Below are 24,180 nucleotides of genomic sequence, written 5' to 3' on the forward strand. Positions count from 1 at the left end.
TCTACTGACAAGCCGCAACGGCGGCCAATCCTGCTTGAATATCTGCAACTAAGTCGTCGGCATCTTCAATACCAACCGACAAACGTAATAGGGTGTCTTTAATGCCAGCTTCATAACGCGCTTGGGGCTCCATCGCCCTATGGGTCATAGTCGCGGGCACGGCCACGAGACTCTCAACGCCACCTAAGCTCTCGGCCACGCTGAATAAACTTAAGGCATCTAAAAAGGCGACCACTTCGGCCTCGCCGCCCTTAAGCTCAAAACTCAGCATAGCGCCAAAGCCTTTTTGCTGCTTGGCGGCAATGGCATGGCCGGGGTGATCCGCAAGTCCTGGGTAATACACTTTGCTCACCACAGGGCTGCTCGTCAGCACGTCCAGAATACGCTGGGCATTGCTTTGGTGCTCGCGAATGCGCACGGCTAAGGTACGCAGACCCCGCAGGGTTTGATAACTGTCGAAGGCAGACCCAGTTAAACCTAAAGTGTTCGACCACCAATGTAAGGTCTCACCGAGTTGAGGATCTTTGGCGATCACCGCGCCGCCCACCACATCGCTGTGACCATTGATGTACTTAGTGGTGGAGTGGATAACGATATCGGCACCGAGTAACAGCGGTTGCTGCAAAATGGGCGAGAGGAAAGTGTTGTCCACTACCACTAAAGCGCCCACTGCGTGGCTCGCCTTGGCGATAGCTTCGATATCGACGACTCGCAGCAGAGGGTTAGAGGGGGTTTCAATCCATACCATCTTAGGTTGCTGGGCGATGGCTTGCTCAAGCGCTTGAGCATCGGTTTGATCGACCACCAGCAGTTTAAATTGGCCTTTTTTCGCGAGGTTGGTGAATAAACGGTACGAACCGCCGTAACAATCGTGTGGAACCACCAGCAAGTCATCTGGGCCGAGCAAGGTAGTGACTAAGGTAATGGCTGCCATGCCAGTGCAAGTCACCACGCCAGTTGCGCCCTTTTCCAGCTTAGCTAAGGCATCACCTAAGATGCTGCGGGTAGGATTGCCGGAACGACTGTAATCAAATTCGCGAGGATTTTTATGACCATCGAAGGCGTAATTAGTCGACAGGTAAATTGGCGGCACCACCGCGCCATGCTGAGTATCGCTTTCGATACCCTGACGCACTGCTAATGTGGCTAATTGACGTTCGGTCACTAATTTGCCTGCGGTCATCGGGAACTCCTAAGTTCGCAAAGAGATGTCTGGACGTCTAAATGTACCTAAGCCCAGTGGCATCGTCAATAGGCGTTAAGACGTTTAGACGTCTAAACATAAAGAAATCTGTTTGCAATCACTAAGAAATAGTAGCAATAATTTGACTGTAATCTGTAAGGGTTTAAAATCTGCCCCGAATTTAGCGTTATAACAGGTGAGTCAATGACTGAATGGAATGGGGAATACATCAGCCCCTATGCTGAACATGGCAAGAAGAATGAACAAGTAAAGAAAATTACTGTGTCTATTCCGCTCAAAGTGCTAAAAGTCCTCACGGATGAACGTACCCGTCGTCAGGTCAACAACCTGCGCCACGCGACGAATAGCGAACTTTTGTGTGAAGCGTTTTTGCATGCCTACACCGGCCAGCCTCTGCCTAATGATGCCGATCTATCGAAGGATTGCCCAGACAGCATTCCCGCCGAAGCGAAACGGTTGATGGACGAGATGGGGATCGAGTGGGAAGATATGGAATAACGCTTAAGCGTCCAATATCCTACTTATCATTAGGGATCGTTAATACTCATCTTGCTTGATGGGTTAGAGTAACGATCCCTATTTTGTTTTGATGGAATCCTATGTTCTCCTTGATAGATCCACAAACGCTCGCCATTGCGTCTGTGATTGTGTTTTTAGGTGCCCTCACCCAGAGTCTGATTGGCTTTGGCCTTGCCGTGGTGGCGAGCCCGTTGCTGTATATTGTCGACCCCGAATTAGTGCCCGCCCCTGTGATTGTGATGGGTTTTTCCATCGCCCTACTCACCCTGCTGCGTGAACGCGGCCATTTAGAATTCAATGGTTTGCAATATGCGCTCATCGGTCGAGTGCCCGGAGGTTTTATCGGTGCCAGCCTGCTACTGTTTGCGCCGCAGCCGATTCTTGGTCTGGCGATTGCTGGCATTGTGGCAGTCGCCGTGGTGCTGAGCCTGTATAAATTGACTCTTCCCGTGAACAAAGCAACCCTGTTTGGCGCGGGCGTGGTCTCGGGGATCTTCGGTAATATCGCCGCCATTGGTGGTCCGCCGATGGCGATTCTGTTGGCGGGTAAGGATGCCTCCAAATTTCGCGCCGCATTGTCAGCCTTCTTTATCTTCAGCTCGACCATAGCCCTGGTCATTCTTGGGGTGACGGGTCTGCTCGAAATCAAGCATTTATGGTTATCCCTGATGCTGTTGCCATCAGTGTTTTTAGGCTATTTAGTGGCAGGCAAACTGGTGGGGAATGTGGATAAGCATAAGACCAAGATGGCCACCTTAGCCCTCTGCGCTATCAGCGCCTTAGTGCTCACGGTGAAATCTGTGATTGAGCTATTGCCGCAATAATTACCGCAATAAAATCCTGCTAATCGCCCCCATAAAAAAGCACCGTTAATCGGTGCTTTTTGCTTGCAGGGGATAGGTGATGTATCCCATCGATATTGCATTGAACCAAAACACTAACTTAGATAGCTTTGTCCCGCATATACAATAAAGTGTCTCAGTGCTAACACACCGGTTAAGCTGGCGCAGGCCACCATAATCATCGCCCCCTTGCTGTGGCGAGTCGCGGTCGGCAACAGCATAAACAACAGCGGAATACCAAAACCAATCCCGACCACGCCAATCCAGAATACGCTCGCCCACACGCCAGAGGTGAGTGATGCTAGCGCCGCAGCTGCCGCTCCGCCCTTAAAGTACAAGGCGCAGAACAACATAAACAGGAACATGATTTCGATTGCCATCACTGGCAGCTCTAAGCCATGCATTTTGGCTAAGGTCTTGTCGTGGCTATCGGTCTTGAACATCACCAGCGCCAGCACCGCATTAGCCGCCGCGCCCGCCGATAAACCAGAGACTAAAAACAGCGCTGGCAATACCGCAGTGTTCAACATCGGATAGGCATTCATGGCCGAAATTAAGAAGCCAGTATAAGCACCTACGCCAATCGCGAGGATAAACAGCAGCACTTCAATCGGTTTTCTAAAGGGCATCAGCAGCTTAGCGATAGGCACGAGGAAACCTAAGCCCCACTTTGGCAGCTCATCGCGCAGCACAAGAATCGCGTAGGCAAATGCCAAGGGGGAGTAAGCCAGTAGCGCTAACACCCCAATTGCCATTACAGACTGGAAGTTGTAGTTGATTAAAATCAGCCAAAAATGGAAAGGCTTCGTTAAATCAAACACTAAACATGCCAAGCCTAGGCAAATGGCCACTGGGCCAATAATAGCAGCGGCCTTGAGAATACTCGTCTCACCCTGCGCTTGCTCCTTATTAAACCAACGCAGACCAATGCCAATCAGCAAACTTCCGGCGGATAAGCCCGCCATAAACAGATACACGGCGATGATCCAATGCCAAGTAACGGGATCATATTGCGCCATATCGCCCCAAGTATTGTTCATAATCAAATCCCCCCTCTTTTGGTAGGAACGCGATATACCCTAGGCTGAGTGCCTAAATGGGTCTTATCTTGGTAAGTGATCTTAGTGTTGAGTAGCATAGCGACCTCACTCTGTGGATCGTTGGCATCGCCAAAGACTAAGGCATCGGTCGGACACACAGTCACACAGGCGGGCTCTTCACCTCGGGCTAAGCGCGTGTCCTTACAGAAGTTACACTTATCAGCCACTTTGGTTTCTGGATTCATAAAACGCACCTTGTAGGGGCACGCCGCCACGCAGTACATACAGCCCACACACTTATCGCCATGGATGGAGACAATCCCATCCTCACCCACATAGGCCGCCCCCGTTGGACACACCTTCACACAAGGCGCATCTTCACACTGCTGGCACGATACCCTGTGGTACTTAAAGTGCAGGTGTGGCATCTCGCCGAAGGGGCCCTCTACGCGCACTTGTAAGCGAGTCACGCCCTCGGGGACACCGTTTTCACTGCGGCAGGCCACGTTACAAGCTTGGCAGCCGATGCACTTGTTCTCATCGTGCACCATCACATATCTTTTCGTCATTTGAGCCTCCAATTAGCGTTTTGCCAGCGTGACGCCTGTCGTATGAATATTCATGCCACACACAGGGGCTGTTTGATGGGGCAATAAGTTTCCGCAGTGGATGCCTTTACCAGTCGCTCTAACCAACTCTTTGTTTTTAGAGCCAAAGCCCATATAGGCAAACACGGTATCGGGGCGAATGCCCGGGGTGACTAAGGCGTGGCCTTCTTCGCTACCCACGCTGCTGGTTAACCGAATCGGGTCGCCATTGCTGATCCCTAACTTGCCCGCCGTGACCGGATGCACCCAAATGGCGTTATCCGACATCAGGTTAGCTAACATGGGGATATTGTGAGTCGCACCATTGGTATGCACGGCGACCTTGCCTTGGATAAAGTACAGCTCGTCGGCTTTCTTCAAATGCACTTCGCGGAACTTAATCACCCCGCGTCCAGGCGCCATGGCCTCGACCTTGGCTGAGGTCAATTCAATCTTGCCACTTGGGGTTTTAAAGCTGAGCAAACTGCCGTAGGTGCCGTCTTCATCCACGGCTTTGGCATTAGCGTAGGCCTTAGTAAACTCGGCCACCATCTTAGGTTCGCGCAGCATGATGGGCTTACCAAAGCTGACAAAACCTTCATCCTTGATGCGGCGTAGCAGTGCGGTATCGCGATTCACCTGCAGCAGTTGCAGGGTTTCCATGTTATCCCAAGGGTAGAATTCACTTAGCCCTAGCTTATGGCCAATGTCCTTAAAGATTTGCCATGAGGGCTTAGTGTCGCCCAAGGTTTCCACCACGCGTTGGCGCACATAGTAGGCGGGATTTTTACCCGACTTGTCGGCGATTTCCTCATCACGCTCAAGGTAAGTCGACTCGGGTAAAATCACGTCGGCATAGGCGGCAGTTTCACTGATATACACATCGCAAACCGCTACAAAGTCGAGCTTTTTCAAGGCTTCAACCACACGCGCCCTGTCGGTCATCGTTTGCATGGGGTTGGTGCGAGACATTACCCAGCCGTGTAACTGATAGGGCACGGCAGTTAAGGTCGCATCGAGAATCGTTTGATAAATCCCGCCCGATGACCACATCATGGCGTACTGCTCTTCCACTTGGTCGATACGTTTCGCCGCAGGCTTTGGCATATCTTTTACGCCAGGCTTACCTAATACTGGCGCCACGCTTTCTCCCGCCAGTTTGTTATAGTCGCTAGGCTTTTGACCTAGGTAGATACCGCCCTTACGCTCGATATTACCAATCAAAATATTGGCAGCGTACAAGGCGCGGCGCATTTCAAACTCTTCGGTGGTAAAGGTGGCTCTGTGACCAAAATCCACCACAGCATGGGGCGCCTTGGCCGCATATTCGTGGGCGATACGGCGAATATCTTTGGCGGGCACATCGGAAACGGTTTCGGCCCACTCAGGGGTGTAGGCTTTGACTTCGGCGGCGAAGGCATCAAACCCTTCCACATAACGCTCGATAAAGGCCTTGTCGTAGAGATTATCTTCAATCAATACATGGCAAAGCGCTAAAGCCACCGCCACATCGGTGCCGGGGCGGATCGCATACCATTCATCGGCTTTGTCGGCGACGATGGAGAATCTTGGCTCGAACACCACTAGCTTGGCGCCTTTATCCATTTGCGCCGCCATCATGCCGCGGGTTTCGGACATGTTGATGCCTTCGTACAGGTTATGGCCGAAGTTAATGATGTATTTGGAGTTGCTTAAATCGCGCTTCACCTTAGTGCCAAACATGGCCTTAGCGGCAATTTCGTAACCACCGGGGCAAGTTGAAGCATGAGTAAAGGTATTCGGGCTGCCAAAGGCGGTGGCGAGATGGAATAAATGTTTTTCTTGCGAACCGGACTTAGAGGAAAACGCCACAGCTTCAGGGCCATAAGCTTGTTTGATTTTATTAAGATTATCGGCAATCAGTTGATAGGCTTCATCCCAAGAGATCTCGGCCCACTTACCCTCGCCGCGCTCACCCACCCGTTTGAGCGGCTTCACAATCCGCTGTGGATCGTAAAGTAAACTATGGCCAGCACCACCCCGGGCACAGACTTTACCACCAAAGGATTTGGCCGCCTTATTGCCACTGATAAAGACATTTTTGCCCTCAATCACCCGCGCCGAAATCGGGCAGCGAGTCGAACACATCTCACAGATACTGGCAATGTCTTTGCCCATTCCCTTTAGCTGCTTGCTCTCTAATGCCGCTAAGCTGCCCGGCAACAGGCTAGCCAATGCACATGTTGCACCGCTGGCCCCTGCGCCCTTTAAAAAGGTTCGCCTATTAAGCTCAATCATGGTTACCTCCATCACACTCATCCACCCTAATGCGCCACTTGGCACACGCAAACTTAGGCTTTGGCTTACCACTGCGGTTTAAAGACTAAATTCGCTCACAGGTTTTTAGTTATTAGTGCCAACAGACCTAGTGTTACGTCGTGTCGGCATTTTGCTGTTTCAGGGTGATTGTTATCCCGAAAGGAAGAGGCGGATATTGTGGTAAACCACATGGCAAAGTTGAGTGTGATCTGCGGCAACTAAAAGTTAAAATTGTTCTAAAAAATCGTGAATAAGATCAATAAGCCTGTTTGACCTAAACCAGTACTAAGTCAGCGCACAGGCTCGCGGCTTTGATAAGTTAAAAAGTTCTCAAAAACCCTCAAAAGCCGCTCCCATATTTAGAATAGCCGCGTGCGCAGAGAGTTTGAGGTCAGTGTTTCGCCCAGTCGTCACTGAGGAATGGTTGAAAGGGAGTAAGGCATAAGCAAGGCCAATGCCTTAGGGAGTTAGTCAACCAAGGTGATCTCTAAGCCATTTAATAGGCGAATCGCTTCGTCGCGACTAAACTTAGCGCCCTTAATTTTATTGTTAAAAATATCGATATCGTAATCGGTCGCCTCGGAGAAATCCGCCTCCATCAACTCGGTGCGGCCAAATAAGCTGTGGCGAAAATCACTGTAACTAAAGTTGGCGCGATTAAACTTGCCCTCACGGAAATCCACATCCTGCGCCTTACAGCCCTCGAGCACCATTTCATCAAGCTGAAGCCCCATAAAAGAGCAGTCGTTTAGGATGCAGGTTCTAAAGCTAAAAGGCGCCGCAAAGGATAATCTCGGCCAAGCGGCGCGGGTCCAATCTATGCCGACCAACTTACATTCTTCAAAACTCACACCGTTAAATTGGCTTAAGGGCACCTTGAGCAGGCTCAAGTTACAGCCCACAAAACGGCAATCGATAAACTTGCAGTTACGGAATGTGCTATCGCTAAACTGGCAATCGTGGAACTCGCACTCTTCAAACTCCAACTCCTGCCACTGGGTTTGGCTTTCGGCCAAGGCGATAAATTGCTGCGAGAAAAAATATCGCCCCTCGGATGCGGCGCGCGCCATCATCGGCGTTTTTACATCTGTCATTGACTACCTCTACTGTGCCCTCTGCCTTAGGCTAAGGGCTGATGGGCAAACTGTGTTTTTCAATTCACAAAAAATGGACGTTAACGCAAAGGCCACGCTGTATATCGTGCTTAGCCACTACCTTTATTCAGACCGCCTATGCGAACCCGATTTACAGAGCTAACTGCATGCCTATATTGGGATTAATACCATTCAAAGCCTTAGCGAGTCACACTTTAAACTCAAGCTTATCTATTCCTCTACTCGGGTTTCATGGGAAGTATTTTCAGCCGCCGCATTGCTCCCCTACCCAATTTACCCCGACACGCAGCACAGATGTGCATAAATAGCCGTGGAAAATTTTGCGAATAAAGGTAAAATGGCGCCACTTTTCGCGGCTGTCTAACAAGGTTCTCTCGGATTAATGGTTAGCCTTTTCGAGCAAAATGGCACGGGGTTTCCCCGCTTGAACAGACCAGATTCTCTCTGGCGCCAACCTTGCTCTGCGTGCTATTTTTCCCTCTTATCCCGACCTTCTCTCTCCTGCCTATCGCCCGAAAATATCCTATTAGCTTTACGTTTTAACCTCACCAATCTCTTGTGCGCACTTAGCGATAAGCTGTTGGTCAATAATAAAAAGGTGGCAAAGCATTTACGGCTTAAGCACACCGCAACGAATAAAAAACTCGTCCCTACACTCTCTATCCAAAGGAATACTCGTCATGAGTCTTGCTGATTCCGTATTAGCCGTAAACAACGATTTACCCATCCGCACCGACAACCCAGTCCATAGCGGCAAGGTACGTAGCGTTTACTGGCTAACCGACGCCGACAGCCGCCGTTTAATTCAAACCAAGGGCTACAATGTGCCCGAAGATACGCCGCTTGCCATTATGGTGATTAGCGACCGTATCTCAGCCTTCGACTGCATCTTCCACGGTGAGGGCGGATTAAAAGGCATTCCTGGTAAAGGCGCGGCATTAAATGCCATTTCTAATCATTGGTTTAAGTTATTTGCCGAAAACGGTTTAGCCGACAGCCACATTTTAGATATTCCGCATCCCTTCGTTTGGATAGTCCAAAAAGCCCGTCCGATTAAAGTCGAAGCCATTTGCCGCCAATATATTACTGGCTCAATGTGGCGCGCCTACTCTAAGGGCGAGCGCGTATTCTGCGGTATCACACTGCCAGAAGGCTTAGAGAAAGATCAAAAGCTGCCTGATTTGCTGATCACTCCTTCGACCAAAGGTATTTTAACTGGGATCCCCGGTGTGCCCGCGCAGGATGATGTGAATATCAGCCGCAGCGATATCGAAGCCAACTACCAAGCCTTTGGTTTTGAAAAGGTAGAAGATATCGACCTGTACGAGAAGCTGTTAAAAGATGGCTTTAAGGTGATCGCTAAAGCACTGGCCGACCTTGACCAAGTGTTTGTGGATACCAAGTTCGAGTTTGGTTATGTGACCGATAAAAACGGCAACTCAAAACTGATCTATATGGATGAAGTAGGCACCCCAGATTCATCTCGTATTTGGGACGGCGCCGCCTACCGCGATGGTAAAATCCTTGAAAACTCTAAGGAAGGCTTCCGTCAGTTCCTACTGAACCACTTCCCCGATCCGGACATTCTGCTCAACAAGGACAGAATGCCAGAGCGCGAAGCCCTCGCCCGCGACAATGCCCTGCCATTAGAGGCGATGATGGATGTGTCACGCACTTACACCGGCATCGCCGAGAAGGTGACTGGCGCGGCAATTCCGCTGCCAGCGAATCCTAAGGCAGATATTATTAAGATCCTACGTGAAGAGTATGATCTGATTGTTTAATCAGATTTCGATGAGGTAGGGAGTTTTTCCTTAACCTCAGAATGTAGAAAAGGCGCTTAGGCGCCTTTTTTGTTTTTCAAACTGGGTTTGGATTTATTTGTATAAGCCAATTTAACTCAATTCTGAAATGTTAATCTGAGAAAAATTAAAGCCAAAGTCAAAGTCGTGGGGCTTCACCCCACACCCGACCAAGGAGGACTGCTCGTCCTATCCTCCTTGGATGCTCCAAGACGCCCCTAGCGAAGTTACATGCATTAGGAACTAGCCTTGGTCTTATGGATAAATTGCTATCGCTTCCGATGGTACATCCTGTACCCCGAAAGCTAGCCGGTCATCCATGACCGGACTCACGCAATTTATTCCAACGCCCCGCGGCAACTTCGCAGGGGAAGGTGAACTCCTATCCATTTAGTGCTTTATGCTATTTATTAAAAAGAGATATACATGATCCATCGTTGAATATTTCGATATATTTTACAATCTATTGAAAAATACATGTAAAAAATGCTAATTTGTTAAAAATCACTAAGACCTTTATTTCGTTAAAAATAAAGTACAAAACTTTCAATAGGTAGATATAGATGCTGCTTTATAATCTGAGGTTTGGTTGGTGGAATGTCGCACTGTCCCCATCTGCTCCGCAAGCAAAAAGTAAGGCAAATGCTACAACTTATCCGATCATTTGTACCCATATCGAAACTTTACTTCAAGATAACTCATGCGATTTCTTAGCTCTTTGTGAAGTATCTTCCGAAGATATCAGATATTTCTCTGAAAACATAAAGTTAGAACACATCTCAATTTTAAATCTAACGGACAAGATTGGAAAAACTAGATTTGACTTAGCAGTAATATATAAAACATCAAAAATAAAAGTGAATCATATAAACAGTCTGTCAAAAATATTAACTGACAATACAGTTAAAGCATCACAGCTAGTAGAAGTTGAAAATATTGATGATTCAAGAAAAATTTATATCTACCTATGTCATTGGCCAAGCAGGTTAAATGGTAACAGTGAAGAAAAGCGAATTGCCGCAGCAAATATAGTTTATAACTCAGCATCAACATTAATAGAAAGTGGAAAAGATGTAATTATCATGGGAGACTTTAATGATAACCCCTATGATATAAGTCTCTATAAATGTTTAAAAGCAAGCCGTTGTCATGATGCAGTAAAAAAATACCCATCAGAATATTTTTACAATCCATTTTGGCGAAGTATTGTATCTGAAAATAAATATAGTCACTCAGGAATCACTAACACATATCGATCAGGCAGTTATAAATATAAACAGTTCATGGGAGAAATTTGGCATTCGTATGACCAAATAATTGTTTCAGGTAGCTTTATAAATAATACTTACTGGCATCTAAATGAGTTTAGAACTCAAGTAATAACGCCAGAAGTGATACTTAAAAATTATGAAGACAACAGCCACTTCATTGACCATCTCCCAATTGTGTGCGAGATAACTAGAGTGTAAGGAATAAATATATGCCTATTAACTTTGAAGACTTGTTAAATCTAGGGAAAGAATCCGCGGATTTAGTTATAAGAAACAACTCTGAAATAGATGAAACAATTGAATCTTTTAGAGTTTCTCTCTCAACCTTTTTGAATTTAAACATTAATTTTACGGAAGAAATCGAATACGAGGATGATACAAATAGTATTGCGGCAAGAATTAGAATAACTAATAATCTGTTTGAACCTAGAAAAAAAACGGGGTACAGCTATATATGTGTTCAACATACTGAAACAGGTGTCACAAGAAGATTAATAAAAATACAGCGTTCAAATGATGGTTACCCAATTACAGTCATAATTGATAAGAGCCATTATATTAATGATAATCAAGAAGAATTTGCCCGTGCACTTGGAGCTATAGCTTCCAACTCTCAAACACATTTAACGCTTCGATCATTTCAAAGAATGGTGGAAGAAAAAAATACACAAACAAAAACGAATTAACTAAAAGATAGGGCAGGCGTAACTCTTTTGGAATTTAGCGCCAACGCAGAGTTCACAGAAGTTCACCATCCCCTCGGAGTTGCCGCAGGGCATTTGCGTTCGTTGCGTGAGCGAGGCATGGATGCCGAGATAGCGTCAGTCGAATCAGGGACGAGCGTCTGACGCGATAGCATAAGGACGCTTAATGCCCAAGGGGCTTTCAACTCCGTTGGGGCGTCTTGGAGCATCCAAGGAGGATAGGACGAGCAGTCCTCCTTGGTCGGGTGTGGGGTGAAGCCCCACGATTTTGATTCACCTCGGCCGTGAGGCCGCTATGACGATACATCTACATAAACAAGTGTGAAATGAAGCCCCACGACTTTGATTCACCTCGGCCGTTAGGCCGCAATGACAATACATCTACATAAATAAGTGTGAGATGAAGCCCCACGACTTTGACTTTGATTTAGCCTGCTAACAGAACTGATGAAACTTAAGCAATTTCATGTGCTAGCACGAACGTAAGGGCTAACACCCCGAGTTGTCACACCTTCAACCCAAGGTTAAATCTTCACACAGACAAACAGCGCATTACCTGAGCTTAAATCCCATGGGACGATTTTTTCATAATCGTGTTCAAAGATATGCACTTCAAAATATGGCGCGAGTAAGGCTTGCAGCTCCGCAAAACTGGTCGCGACCATAGTGTGTTGGTCTTGCCATAACTCAGTCTGATGCGCAGATGTATCGCCTTCGAAATCAGCCTGTTGAGTAAAAGGCTGGAGACTCTTTGCAATACTCAGGTTTAATGACTGGTTTTCGCCCTGACCACTGTAATGCCAGCCAGATTCAAAGGCAAAATGGTGCCCCTCAAACTCGGCAAAATGCTTAATCGATAAGCGGTTATCGATGCGGTGCTTATCAACCGAATTAAAACAAAATATCCCGCCGTCATTCAGGGCGCGGTGCACGCTGGCAATACAACTCTTGAGGCGCTCGATGCCCGCACTGTAATGAATGGAATATAAAAAACAGGTAATTAAATCGACTGGCTGCTCAAGATAAAAGGCGGTCATATCCTGTAGATTAAACTGCGCTTCTGGGCAGCGACGCATAGCCATATCGAGCATGGGTTGATTAATATCCAGACCACGACACTGATAACCTAAATCGATAAAATGCCTTACATGCGGGCCAGTGCCACAGGCTAGATCTAGGTGTTGCTTGCCATTATTGCCTAAGAACTGATGCAATCGATGGATGCTCGCACTCTGTTGTTGATAGTTGATATCGGAGCACATGAGATCGTAATAACCGGAGAGATCGGTATAAAGCGCGTTAGAAGACATAGCGGCAAACAGGAGCCATAGGCAATTAAGGGTGGCGCATGATATATCAGTTGGCTAAGAACCGATACACGCAATTCCGCCCTAGAGTCGAGTGCAAGACGCGAGAATCCATTTTATTCAATAATACAGCGAACTAGGATAAAAGATGGGGCAGGTGTTTTCTTCAATTCAGTTCGCTGAGTGGGATATGCCTTTACGGCCAAGCATATAAAAATGGGCTGCTCAGTTGAGCAGCCCAGAGTGATTGAGAGTCATACTCACATCGCGGTTTTATTTGAGTTTATAAACCACTTCGACTCTGTCTTCGATAGTCACTTGGCCATATTGATAGCTTTCGGCGGCGCCCATGGCATCGGCCTTGGCATTCATACGTAACATTACGGGCTGTACAGGGCGTTGATCGTAATAACGAATTTGCCACACCTTACCTAGGTTCTCCCCAAATCCCTTGGCTAAGCTTTCGGCTTTTTGTTTAGCATCAACAATGGCCGCTTGGCGCGCCTTGGCCACATACTCGGCCTCTTTGCTCGACTTAAGGGCGATATTATTAACCCTGTTGATCCCCTCCTCTAAGGCGGAGTCCAAAATGGTATTTAATCGGGCTAAATCACTAATAGTGACTGTGATTTGGCGACTCGCGGTGTAACCACTCAGCTCTGGCGCCTTATCCTGGGCATACACATATTGCGGCTGCAGATTTAAGTTAGCGCTTTGGATTTGCTCCTTGGTAATGCCCGCGGCGGTTAAACGGGCGATAAATTTCGCCACTGCGGCATCCGAATTATCCTTAGCGGCCTTGGCCTCTTTCTCAGTAACGGCTACTTCAACATTAAGCTCTGCCATATCCGGCTCAACCTGAATTTGGCTCACCCCCATGGTTTCAATATGGGGAAAATCTACGTCGGCGGCCATCGCCTTTGCGGTAAACACACCTGAAAAAAGACCACCAGCCACTAATACAGCTAAAAGAGAATGCTTCATTGTTAACTCCAACTAAATCATTTAAGGCGAGACTGCCGTGGTTCTGACGCGGCGGCTATCGGTTAAAAGTGCGACTTGCTGTACCAATATGTAACAGCACCAATTATCGTCCGTTGCGATAGCCACGCATCATGCAAACTACCCCTATAAACGCAGGCAAAAATAAAAAGGGTTAATTTTTTTGAAAATTTTTTAAATCGGCGCCGAGCGGCAGTGCACTGCGCCATTCAAACCTTAAAGTCATTCATCCAAGATGAAATGCGGCGGGATAACTAAGCTACGGACTCTGCCGCGCCGCAACTGGTAGAAACGCACTCTTGGCTGTACACTTTTCACCCAAAGACACTGTACCTTTTAATCACTTCAGGTATAATCCGCGCTCTTTTTACGGCGCTCTTTTATCAGCATCAGCGAGACACCATGACAGTTGAAACTTTTAATCCTAAGCAAACAACCACGCTTGAGACCCCAGCCAAGACATTAGAAGCAGCGAGCGCTGATTCTACTGCAACAGGGAATCGCATCGGTTTCGTGTCTTTGGGTTGCCCAAAAAACCTAGTGGACTCAGAGCGCATTCTGACCCAATTACGCATCGACGGCTATGAAGTCACCAACAGCTACGACAATGCCGATCTGGTTATCGTCAACACCTGTGGCTTTATCGATGCGGCGGTTGAAGAATCCTTAGATGCGGTGCGCGAAGCCCTAGAAGAAAACGGCAAAGTGATCGTGACCGGCTGTTTAGGCGCCAAGGAAAACCAAATCCGTGAAGTGCACCCAGACGTGCTCGAAATCACGGGGCCACACAGCTACGAAGCCGTGTTAAAGCATGTACACAAGTACGTGCCAAAACCAGAGCACAACCCATTTACCTCGTTAATCCCACAAACTGGGGTTAAGTTAACGCCTAAGCATTATGCTTATTTAAAGATTTCAGAAGGTTGTGATAACCGTTGTACCTTCTGCATCATCCCTGCACTGCGTGGCGATTTAGACAGCCGCCCAGCGGGTAGCGTTTTAGATGAAGCGAAACGCTTAGTTGAATCAGGCGTACAAGAAATTTTAGTCGTTAGCCAAGACACCTCTGCCTACGGTAAAGACAAGGGCGGCCGCACCGATTTCTGGAACGGTATGCCAGTGAAGCAAGACATCACTAGCCTTGCCCGCCAATTAGGCAAGATGGGCGCTTGGGTACGTTTACACTACATCTACCCATACCCATGGGTAGACGATCTAATCCCCTTGATGGCCGAAGGTTTAATCCTGCCATACCTAGATATTCCAATGCAGCACGCCAGCCCACGCATCCTGAAGATGATGAAGCGTCCGGGCCGTGTTGATCGTCAGTTAGAAGCCATTCAACGCTGGCGCGAAATCTGCCCAGACTTGGTGATCCGCTCAACCTTTATCGTGGGCTTCCCTGGCGAAACTGAAGAAGACTTCGAAATGCTGCTCGACTTCCTGCGTGAAGCGCGCCTCGACCGCGTAGGTTGCTTCAAGTACTCAGAAGTAGAAGGTGCTGTAGCCAACACCATCGCTGAACTTATCAGCGAAGACGTGAAGGAAGACAGATACCACAGATTTATGGAAGTCCAAGCCGAGATCAGCGCCGAGCGTTTAGCCCGTTTCGTTGGCCGCACTATGGATATTCTGATCGATGACGTAGACGAAGAAGGCGCCATTGGCCGCAGCTTCGCCGATGCTCCAGAAATCGACGGCATGGTCTTTATCAACGGTGAAACCGAACTCGAACCCGGCATGTTAGTTCGTGCTGTGATCACTCACTCGGACGAGCACGATCTGTGGGCCGAGTTAGTCGACGCCGATGCAGAAGATGATATCGAGGCTTAAGCACTCGGCTTAAACACTAGGCTTAGGCATTCGCGCTAAGCGCTTGCCCTTCGCATTCGATTCGCCGGATTAAAAGCTTCAATAGCGAGCCCCTGATATTAATACTAATAGTCAAGGGGCTCGCTTTTTTTATGGGCAATCGTTACCGACCTAGTGATAGGCATTGAAGGATATCGGCAGCAAATGACAGAGCAGATAAGTCGAGGAATAAGTTCAATAATGGCGCGTTAAAGATTTACAGGATAAGCATTAAAGAGAAATCGAGCAGAGATAAGGGATAAACAAATCAGCGCGAGCAAAGTTAAGGGGTCTACACTAGGCTCCAGTGAGGCAAACTCCCATAAAGTCGAAAGGAGTATCGCCCCTGTGCTGATACCCCTTTCGGTTTGCTGCTTTACGGTTGTAAGACCCTTTGCCCTTTTTCGGCTTTTCGGTTCGCATTCTAAACAGTGAGCTAGTCACCACTGCCTTGAGTGCGTTGTCGGTAATAGTGCCGCGACCATTTTCATGTTCGAGCACGCTAGTCTCTTTAAGCTTTGCCATAGGAACTCCTCAGTTAATTTCATACAGGCCAAATACACCTCACTCGACCTGCGGCGACACTATAGCGCAATATGACAGGATGTACAGAGTTTGTGCAGTAGTGCAAAGAATCACGCTTTTTATTATCAAAAAGTATGATAGATTAATTCAATAAAAATAATACATTAGGCTAACAAACCTTCGCCTTAGTTGTACTTTTAGCTCGCCCATTGGCGGCAAGATTACCCTTTGTAATCACGGGATAAGGAGATCATTTTGCAATTTGCAGTTATTTATCGGCCCTTACTTAGCCTCGTTTTCCTATTAGTCAGCCTCTTCCCCAGCTTAGCGCAGGCTTTTTCAAGCTCTGAGTGCATCATTACCATGGGTTATCGCACCAGTGAGCGCCTTCCTTTTATCCAACACGAACCTAATAACCAAGGGTTTTACCGCGATATCTACCAAGCCGCCGCCGAGCGGATTGGTTGCAAACTCAGGATCACGCGGGCGCCTAAGATGCGGATTTTGCGGGATCTAAAACTCGGTAATATCGACTTTTACCCCGGCCTGAGTTTTAGTGAGGAGCGCGCCCAATTTGCCTTTTTTATTCCTAATGGCCTGTCGGAGCGCGCCATCGGCATTAGCCGTGCGGGAGCCGCCAATATACGTTCGTTAGAGCAGTTGTCCCAGAGCGGGATGACACTGTTAATCGCCCCCGGTAGCTACGACTTTAACGGCCTCCCCGAAACCATGTCGGTACGTAAACCGCCAGAACTCGATGTGCCTAAGGCCTTAGATTACCTGCTTGCCAGCCAAGGGGATTTTTTTATCTACGATCAGGCCACCATCAGCTACTACCTTAAACAGCGGGACATGAGCCAATTTAAGCTGCACCCCAATTGCTGCCAGCAGCCTCAGGCCATGTATCTGGGCTTTTCGAAAAAAAGCCGCCATTTTCGCGGGCAACATAACCCCAATTACCGAGCAGACTTACCCGTCAGCGCAGATAACAGCCCCAACAGACTCGCCGAAGATTCAAAGGCCTATGAGTTTGCCAAGGCACTCGCCGCCATGGACGCCGAAGGGGAAACCCAACGTATCTACTTCAATCACTTCGGTTAATCCAAGGGCGTGTTAAACCGCGCCGCTTGTAATCCTCACCTTGGCGCTAGCTTATCTTCATCTGGTGCTAGCGAGCACTTCAGGCCGCTATTTCAGCTTTGTCTTTATAAGCTCTGCGACAATATGCCGCACCTGTCACACTTCGATGATCTTTATAATGCAGCGCAATTTATCCGAGTGAATGGAAGACAATAAGATGGCTGCAAACGCTTCAACTATCCCCCACGGCTTTAAATGCTCTGCAATCGCCAGCGCGCTGACCTTAGCATTAGGCGCTTCGGTTGCCTCACAGGCCATGGCCGACGAGACAAATCAGACTCAAATTGAACGTATTCAAGTCCATGGCGAACAGAGTATTGGCCGTAATGCCTTAGGCTCGGCTGATGCTTTGCTAAAAGACCAAGGCGTCGATTTCTCCGAAGCGGGCGGCGTTTCCGCCTTGCCCGTACTCAATGGCATGATGGGCGATCGCATTAAAGTATTAGTCGATGGCGCGGATATCACCGCCTCCTGTGCCAACCAAATGAACCCACCACTCTCCTACGTTTCCGCTAATCAAATCAGCTCGGTAGAAGTGGTCGCGGGCGTGTCCCCTGTCAGTGCGGGCGGCGACAATATCGCCGGGGTGATTAAGGTTAATAGCCTGAATCCTAAATTTAGCGACAGCGAAGACCTCAGCTTCGAAAGCGGCGAGATTTCATCGGGATACCGCAGCACCAGCGATGCCTTCTTACTCGGTGCTAAGGCTGGAATCGCCAGTAAGAACTTAAGTTTCAGCTATCAAGGCGCCTATGAAGATGCCAATAGCTACCACGATGGTCACGGCGATAAAGTGCTCGATACCCTCTATCGCGCCCAAAACCATGCCTTAACAGCGGCATGGCGCGATGACACACAACAACTGGCGATTAAGCTAACGCATCAGGCGATCCCGTTCCAAGGTTTCCCGAACCAATACATGGATATGACGGATAACAAGAGTTATGGCGCCCTAGTCCGTTATCTGCGGGATTTAGACAACGACGGCGAATTTAGCGCCCAGTTAAACTGGCACAGTGTGAAGCATGAAATGGGCTTCTTCACTCCGGAAAAAACCGGCAAGATGCCGATGAACACTGAGGGCAGCGATTACAGCTACCAACTGCATTGGCGCTTACCTATCGGCGATGACAGCACGTTACTCGTCGGTCAGGAATTTTATAACTATCAACTCGATGATACTTGGCCAGCCGTGCCCGGCACTATGATGGCACCCAATGACTATATCAATATCAACGATGGTGAACGCCGCCGCGCCGCAGTTTATGGCGAGTGGCAGCAAAACCTCACGCCACTCTGGTGGTTATCTGCCGGGGTGCGTTATGAATATGCCACCACAGATACGGGCGAAGTGCAGGCCTACAGCAATATGCCTATGATGGGCATGCCAAATATGGATGCCGAAGCGGCAAAAGCCTTTAATGCTATGGATAGAAGCCGAGACGATAACCTTATCGATGCTACGCTGTTGGCGCGTTATCAGCTATCGGCCAAGCAACAATTGGAATTTGGCTTAGCCCGTAAAAACCGCGCGCCAAACCTGTATGAGCGTTACAGCTGGGGCCGTGGCGTGATGGCAACGACAATGATCGGCTGGTATGGCGACGGTAACGGTTACGTGGGCAATCCCGATCTTAAGCCTGAAACCGCCCACACCCTGAGCGCGGCCTACAAGTTTGCGGGCGATGAATGGCAATTCTCGACCACGGCTTGGTATAGCGCAGTCACAGACTATATTGATGCCGAGGTGATTGGCAGCTTTAACCGTACTGGCCTTGCCAGCGGTAAACGCAATATCCTTAAATTCACCAACGAAGATGCCCATCTATATGGCGCTAAGTTGAGTGCGAACTACCTATTAGCCGATACCGACAGCGGTAAATGGCAGATGCAGGGCAAGCTGAATATCACCCGTGGCGAGCGCGATGAGGGTAACGAGCCGCTTTATCAAATCAAACCGCTACAAACCGAGTTAGCCCTTAGCCATCAACTGGGTGATTGGGAAAACCGCCTGTCATGGCAATGGGTAGCGACTAAGGATAAGGTCGATGATCGCCGCTTAGAAAATGAGACCGACAGCTATTCGCTGCTAAATCTAAGCAGCAGTATCAAATGGCAAGAGCTGAGTTTAACCTTTGCGATCAACAACCTGTTTGATACTTACTACGAACTGCCACTGGGTGGTGTCAACCTTGCCGAATTTAAGGCCGATAGCAGTGGTGGCTTTAGCCAATTCGCAGGCTCGGGTCGCTCATTTGAATTAGGCGCTAGCTATCGCTTCTAAAAAGTAGAACGACATAAAATCGAAAGGGCAAATGCAGTTGCATTTGCCCTTTTGTTTAAAGCTCATTCCGTTAACGCTGAACCGTTAGACTGAATGACTCAATTGGGTTAACTCAATCAGTTACCTGCGACCTTCATCTCGGATAATAAGATCCCGCCGGTGCGGATAGACGAACGTAAATCGAAGTCCTTACTGACCGCCTGAATACCACGGAACATATCCTTCAAGTTGCCCGCGATAGTGATCTCTTCGACGGGGAACTGCACTTCGCCATTTTCCACATAAAAACCAGCGGCGCCGCGGGAATAATCCCCCGTCACCATATTCACGCCTTGGCCCATCACTTCAGTGACAATCAGGCCAGTGCCCATGCCTTTGACTAGCTCATCGAAGCTTTGGCCGGTGTGCGCCAGCGTCCAGTTGTAGATGCCGCCCGCATGGCCTGTATTGGTTAAGCCTAGTTTGCGCGCCGAATAGCTGGTCAGCAGATAGCTTTCTAACATACCCCGGTCGATGATGCGTCTATCTTGCGTCGCTACACCTTCGCTATCGTAGTTGGCACTGGCGAGCGCGCCCAACAGATGCGGCTGTTCTTCAATGTTGAACCAATCGGGGAAGATTTGGGTGTGAATCGCATCCAACAGGAAGCTGGATTTACGGTACAAGCTACCACCGCTGATCGCGCCGACTAAATGACCGATGAGCCCTGTGGCGATTTCAGGCGAAAGCAGAATGGGTAAACGCGAAGTCGCAATCTTACGCGCGCCTAAACGGCTCACTGTCTTTTGTGCGGTTTTCAAGCCAACGGATTCTGGAGATAGCATCTCACTGAATTTACGGGCGATAGTGTAATCGTAATCCCGCTGCATGCTGCCGTCGGAGTCTTCACCGATCACGCTGCAACTTAAGCTATAACGCGAGCTGCAATAACCATTTAAGAAGCCGTGGCTATTACCGTAAACCTTGACCGAAGTGTGGGCGTTTGCGCTGGCACCATCGGAGTTATTGATGCGCGGATCGGCATCGAGCGCCGCAGTTTCGGCGCGAATCGCCAATTGGGCTAATTCGTCGGGAGAAATATCTTCAGGATAATAGAGCTTAAGATCGCGGATCTCGGTCGCCATTAAGGCTTTGTCGGCTAAACCGCTAAAGGGGTCGGCCGAGGTGTAACGGGCGATATCGTCCGCCGCTTTCACCGCTAGGGCAATGGCTTCGGGACTGAGATCGGAAGTCGATGAACTGCCCTTGCAACCATCGCGATAAACCGTAATCCCTAGGGCGCCATCTTTATTAAATTCAACTGTTTCCACTTCTTTTAAGCGGGTTGAAACCGATAATCCCTGTTGTTTACTGATCGCCACTTCGGCGGCATTTGTCCCTAATTTATTGGCATATTCGAGGGCCACGGCAACCGCATCTTTCAGCGCGGCCAATTCACTATCGATTCTGTTCAAAGACACAAAGCTACTCTTTCGTTGTCGGCAATGGCGTTAGCATAACAAACACCCATGCCATTCTCATTATTTATTGCGCGCTTATTTCGTCAATCTCAGCCATGGCGCACGCGCTTTCGTTAGGCGATTTTTGGCGGGAGATGTTATTATTAGGCCGTTATTTAACTGAGGTTTTATCTATATGAAGATTGTTGGTGATTCAGAGCATTTTAAACAACCCTATGACAGTGACGAAGAGTATGTCAGCAAAACCGAGGACAAGCGTGACTGCGAAGCTGCTCAAAAAGTCGGTATGGAATTGGTGTCGCTCAGCAAAACCCAGCTAGATAAAATCGAGCTGGACGAGCACTTATATGACAGCATCCAGCAAGCCCATAAGATTAAGCCGAAGACAGAAGCCTATCGTCGCCATATGCAATATATCGGTAAGTTGATGCGTCACGTCGATGTGGAGCCGATTAAAGCGGCGCTCGCTGTCGTGCTGAACAAAAACAGCAACGAAACCGCTAAGCTGCAAATATTCGAGAAAATGCGCGAGCGCTTACTGAGCCAAGGCGACAGCGAAATTCAAACCTTAGTGGAACATTACCCACAGTTGGACAGACAGAAGCTGCGTACTTTAGTGCGTCAAGCCACGAAAGAGCTGGCGAAAGGCCCTGAGTCCAAATCCTCAAAAGAGCTGTTTAAATACCTACGCAGCGAAATTCAAGACTAATTAACTCAGCACCACAAGGATGTTTGCTTATGCGATTTAGCAACACGTTTTGCAATCTCACTTTGCTTTCTATTGGCTTATTTGGACTCTGGGGCTGTAACGGCCCCTCTGACGAAGATAACGGTGGCACAGATGCCAGCGACGGTATTTACAAACTGTCTATCGACTTTAAAACCTTATCGGGTAGTCAATGCGGCAGTTTTACCTCACTTCAAAGTTTCCCTAAAGACGCAGGTTTTTGTGCTGTCGCCAAGTTAAACAAAGGTTCAGCAAAGGTCAGCAACCAGAGAGTTAACTTTACGAGCGACCTTGGGGCGTTAACACCGGAGAGCAAACTCACAGATAGCAATGGTGAAGCCATTGTTATTGTGAGTAATCCAGATTTGCTTATCAATGCTGGAACGATTACGGCAACCACCACCCCAAGTGACTCCAGCACAGCGCTATCGGCGACTCGCAACTTTGAATTTACAGGCACTATCGACGGTATTGGCGCATCCATCGCCCCAAAACTGAGCGCCAGTATTCAAAGCAGCGCGAATGTAGTGACTCGCTTTAAAGTTGATGAAGCCGTACAACTGCAGGCCATTTTCCTCGATGCCGAAAGCAACGGCATTGCCGATGCTAAGGTCACCTTCAGTGCGGGTTCAGCGACCTTAACCCCCACCAGCGCGCTAACCAATAGCCAAGGTATTGCCCAAGTCAGTTATACTCCGAGTGCCACCGAGTTAGGCGCCAACGCCTTAACGGTAACAGTGGAGTATCAAGGGCAATCGCTACAAAGTAGCAGCTTGTATGAAGTGCTCAGCAAAGATGCGGTTAACGAAGCCGGCACCTTAAAATTAGGCTCCTTTAATGGCAGCAGTTTTACGGAAGGAAAACTGGCCAGTACGTTAACGGCGCAGGCCGATGGCAGCTATAAAATCAGCGCGGGCGGCAGCTTTGGCGTGACCGCAAGCTTAGTGTTAGAGGCCAGCGATGGCACTGTCACTCGCGTACAGACGCCGTCATCCATCAGTTTTAGCTCTGACTGTACTGCCAGCAATAATGCGAGCTTAGACTCGCCTGTCACGACGCTATCGGGCAATGCCAGCTCGACCTTCCAAGACACCAGCTGCAGCGGGAATAGCGAACGTAACGATCAAATCGTCGCGACCACAGTCGTGGGTAATCAAACGCTGACAGCGAACTTCCCCTTTACGCTTCAACGTCAAACCTTAGCCAGTCTGAGCTTTGAAGCGGCCGAGCCCAACCAAATTCGCATTAAAGGCGCAGGTGGAACTGGGTCGAGCGAATCATCACTGGTGAGCTTTAAAGTCACCAGCGCCAATGGCCAGCCAGCAGCGCAGCAAAAGGTTAGTTTTAGTTTAGATACTGTGGTCGGCGGTTTAAGTTTTGCCAATGGCAGCGCCAATGCCGAGGGGCAAACAAACGCCCAAGGTATCGCTAGTGTGCGCGTGCTCTCAGGCACAGTGCCGACCCCAGTTCGCGTGGTCGCCAGCGCAGTGGATGCCGATACCAAAGAAGTGATCACTAGCCAATCTGAGCAATTAACAGTTAATACTGGCCTGCCACAGCAGCTTGGCTTTAGTCTTTCTACGACAATATCCAACCCCGAAGCGGGCGATTATGACGGTGAAACCGCGACTATTACCGCCAGACTGTCGGATAGTTTTGGGAACCCAGCGCCCGATGATACTACGGTTAACTTCAACACCGAAGGTGGCCAAATCGCCCCAAGCTGCCTAACGCAAAATGGCGCCTGTAGCGTGACTTGGACTTCAGGCGCTTATCGCCCTCAAGATCACCGTATTACCATTTTGGCCTACGCCTTAGGTCACGAAACCTTCTTCGACACTAACGGTAACAATCAGTTTGATAGTGCCGATGGTGGTGCTATCACTAACGCCTGCTTATTCAATGGTGTAGCAACTCACTGCAGCGGCAATGGAATGGATGTGGAAACCTTCCACAATAGCGGTTTTAGCGACTTACCGACGGCGTTTCGTGATGATAATGAAAACTTTAGCCGCGACAGCGGTGAACCTTATTTCGATAACCTCGCCCGCGAGACCTATCCCGTTGCCGATGGCAAGTTTAACGGCCCTCAATGTGAAGGCAGCCTCTGTGGCACTGGTCAAGCGAATAAAATCTACATTCGTAAGGCTTTGGTGCTAAGCATGTCTGGCTCGCAGGCTTATATCAGTGTGCAGCAGGATGGCGTGTTCCTCGCAAGCGTTAATGATATTAAACCTGTTGCCGCAGGTGCCGAGTCTGAGTTTGTGGTATTTGTACATGACAGCGCCAAACAAATTATGCCTGCTAAGACCCAAATCGAGCTCTGCGTCGATTGTAACGGTACGCCAGATATCATTGAGGTAGCCAATACTCTCACTGGCAAGAATGGCTTAGGCACACCACTCAGTTTTACCGCCTCGGCGGGGAGTCAAATCAGCATAGTGACCACTACGCCCAAGCAAGTTAAGACCTCCCTCAACTTTACCGTGCCGACACTGTAAA

General features: G+C 48.7%; 19 protein-coding genes. 10 read left to right on the top strand and 9 right to left on the bottom strand.

Annotated features, from left to right (window positions below):
• Position 1: 1 nt before the first annotated feature.
• The gene (gene metB, locus SHEWMR4_RS17960) at positions 2–1,165 is read right to left on the bottom strand and encodes a cystathionine gamma-synthase (RefSeq protein ID WP_041409175.1); all 1,164 of its coding nucleotides are present in this window, start codon (positions 1,163–1,165) and stop codon (positions 2–4) included.
• Between the two features lie 222 nt (positions 1,166–1,387).
• Here metB and metJ point away from each other — a divergent pair, with 222 nt between their 5' ends.
• Together metJ and SHEWMR4_RS17970 are read left to right on the top strand one after the other, a co-directional pair.
• Positions 1,388–1,702, top strand: coding sequence for a met regulon transcriptional regulator MetJ (gene metJ, locus SHEWMR4_RS17965; protein ID WP_011624171.1), 315 nt, complete (start codon positions 1,388–1,390; stop codon positions 1,700–1,702).
• A 101-nt stretch (positions 1,703–1,803) separates the two neighbouring features.
• On the top strand, positions 1,804–2,547 hold the full coding sequence (locus SHEWMR4_RS17970) for a sulfite exporter TauE/SafE family protein (RefSeq protein WP_011624172.1): 744 nt from the start codon (positions 1,804–1,806) through the stop codon (positions 2,545–2,547).
• Positions 2,548–2,660: 113 nt separating this feature from the next.
• Here the strand turns inward: SHEWMR4_RS17970 and nrfD are convergent, their stop codons facing one another.
• From nrfD to SHEWMR4_RS17990, 4 genes are all read right to left on the bottom strand, one after another.
• Complete coding sequence (nrfD, locus tag SHEWMR4_RS17975) at positions 2,661–3,605, bottom strand: NrfD/PsrC family molybdoenzyme membrane anchor subunit (protein WP_011624173.1); 945 nt, start codon at positions 3,603–3,605, stop codon at positions 2,661–2,663.
• A 2-nt stretch (positions 3,606–3,607) separates the two neighbouring features.
• Positions 3,608–4,174, bottom strand: a complete 567-nt coding sequence (locus SHEWMR4_RS17980) for a 4Fe-4S dicluster domain-containing protein (protein WP_011624174.1) — start codon at positions 4,172–4,174, stop codon at positions 3,608–3,610.
• 12 nt (positions 4,175–4,186) lie between these two features.
• On the bottom strand, positions 4,187–6,469 hold the full coding sequence (phsA, locus tag SHEWMR4_RS17985) for a thiosulfate reductase PhsA (RefSeq protein WP_041408894.1): 2,283 nt from the start codon (positions 6,467–6,469) through the stop codon (positions 4,187–4,189).
• Positions 6,470–6,957: 488 nt separating this feature from the next.
• Positions 6,958–7,584: a pentapeptide repeat-containing protein gene (locus tag SHEWMR4_RS17990; protein ID WP_011624176.1), complete on the bottom strand. Its 627-nt coding sequence runs from the start codon at positions 7,582–7,584 to the stop codon at positions 6,958–6,960.
• Positions 7,585–8,285: 701 nt separating this feature from the next.
• Between SHEWMR4_RS17990 and SHEWMR4_RS18000 the strand changes: the two genes are divergently transcribed.
• The 3 genes from SHEWMR4_RS18000 (at position 8,286) to SHEWMR4_RS18010 (ending at position 11,364) form a co-directional block, all read left to right on the top strand.
• The gene (locus tag SHEWMR4_RS18000; protein WP_011624178.1) at positions 8,286–9,389 is read left to right on the top strand and encodes a phosphoribosylaminoimidazolesuccinocarboxamide synthase; all 1,104 of its coding nucleotides are present in this window, start codon (positions 8,286–8,288) and stop codon (positions 9,387–9,389) included.
• Between the two features lie 581 nt (positions 9,390–9,970).
• Positions 9,971–10,876: an endonuclease/exonuclease/phosphatase family protein gene (locus SHEWMR4_RS18005; RefSeq protein WP_011624179.1), complete on the top strand. Its 906-nt coding sequence runs from the start codon at positions 9,971–9,973 to the stop codon at positions 10,874–10,876.
• Positions 10,877–10,887: 11 nt separating this feature from the next.
• Positions 10,888–11,364 (top strand): hypothetical protein, encoded by a 477-nt coding sequence (locus SHEWMR4_RS18010; RefSeq protein WP_041408896.1) that lies wholly within the window; start codon positions 10,888–10,890, stop codon positions 11,362–11,364.
• Positions 11,365–11,906: 542 nt separating this feature from the next.
• On the opposite strand, the gene SHEWMR4_RS18015 is transcribed toward SHEWMR4_RS18010, so the two are convergent.
• Together SHEWMR4_RS18015 and SHEWMR4_RS18020 are read right to left on the bottom strand one after the other, a co-directional pair.
• A complete protein-coding gene (locus tag SHEWMR4_RS18015) occupies positions 11,907–12,692 on the bottom strand; it encodes a class I SAM-dependent DNA methyltransferase (RefSeq protein ID WP_011624180.1) in 786 nt (261 codons plus the stop codon).
• Between the two features lie 270 nt (positions 12,693–12,962).
• Positions 12,963–13,673, bottom strand: a complete 711-nt coding sequence (locus SHEWMR4_RS18020) for an oxidative stress defense protein (protein WP_011624181.1) — start codon at positions 13,671–13,673, stop codon at positions 12,963–12,965.
• 420 nt (positions 13,674–14,093) lie between these two features.
• On the opposite strand from SHEWMR4_RS18020, the gene rimO reads away from it, so the two are divergent.
• The gene (rimO, locus tag SHEWMR4_RS18025; protein ID WP_011624182.1) at positions 14,094–15,524 is read left to right on the top strand and encodes a 30S ribosomal protein S12 methylthiotransferase RimO; all 1,431 of its coding nucleotides are present in this window, start codon (positions 14,094–14,096) and stop codon (positions 15,522–15,524) included.
• A gap of 315 nt (positions 15,525–15,839) precedes the next feature.
• On the opposite strand, the gene SHEWMR4_RS18030 is transcribed toward rimO, so the two are convergent.
• Positions 15,840–16,067 carry a ribosome alternative rescue factor ArfA gene (locus SHEWMR4_RS18030; RefSeq protein WP_011624183.1) on the bottom strand — a complete coding sequence of 76 codons (228 nt, stop codon included), beginning with the start codon at positions 16,065–16,067 and terminating at the stop codon, positions 15,840–15,842.
• Positions 16,068–16,322: 255 nt separating this feature from the next.
• On the opposite strand from SHEWMR4_RS18030, the gene SHEWMR4_RS18035 reads away from it, so the two are divergent.
• A complete protein-coding gene (locus SHEWMR4_RS18035; RefSeq protein ID WP_011624184.1) occupies positions 16,323–17,168 on the top strand; it encodes a substrate-binding periplasmic protein in 846 nt (281 codons plus the stop codon).
• A gap of 181 nt (positions 17,169–17,349) precedes the next feature.
• Complete coding sequence (locus SHEWMR4_RS18040; protein WP_011624185.1) at positions 17,350–19,491, top strand: TonB-dependent receptor plug domain-containing protein; 2,142 nt, start codon at positions 17,350–17,352, stop codon at positions 19,489–19,491.
• A gap of 116 nt (positions 19,492–19,607) precedes the next feature.
• Here SHEWMR4_RS18040 and pmbA read toward each other — a convergent pair whose 3' ends face one another.
• Positions 19,608–20,951 (bottom strand): metalloprotease PmbA, encoded by a 1,344-nt coding sequence (gene pmbA, locus SHEWMR4_RS18045; RefSeq protein WP_011624186.1) that lies wholly within the window; start codon positions 20,949–20,951, stop codon positions 19,608–19,610.
• Positions 20,952–21,126: 175 nt separating this feature from the next.
• Between pmbA and yjgA the strand changes: the two genes are divergently transcribed.
• Together yjgA and SHEWMR4_RS18055 are read left to right on the top strand one after the other, a co-directional pair.
• Entirely contained in the window at positions 21,127–21,660 is a 534-nt protein-coding gene (gene yjgA / locus SHEWMR4_RS18050; RefSeq protein WP_011624187.1) for a ribosome biogenesis factor YjgA, read from the top strand.
• A gap of 29 nt (positions 21,661–21,689) precedes the next feature.
• On the top strand, positions 21,690–24,179 hold the full coding sequence (locus tag SHEWMR4_RS18055; protein WP_011624188.1) for an Ig-like domain-containing protein: 2,490 nt from the start codon (positions 21,690–21,692) through the stop codon (positions 24,177–24,179).
• Position 24,180: the final 1 nt, after the last annotated feature.

Origin of the sequence: Shewanella sp. MR-4, from assembly GCF_000014685.1 — a bacterium.
GTDB lineage: Bacteria > Pseudomonadota > Gammaproteobacteria > Enterobacterales > Shewanellaceae > Shewanella.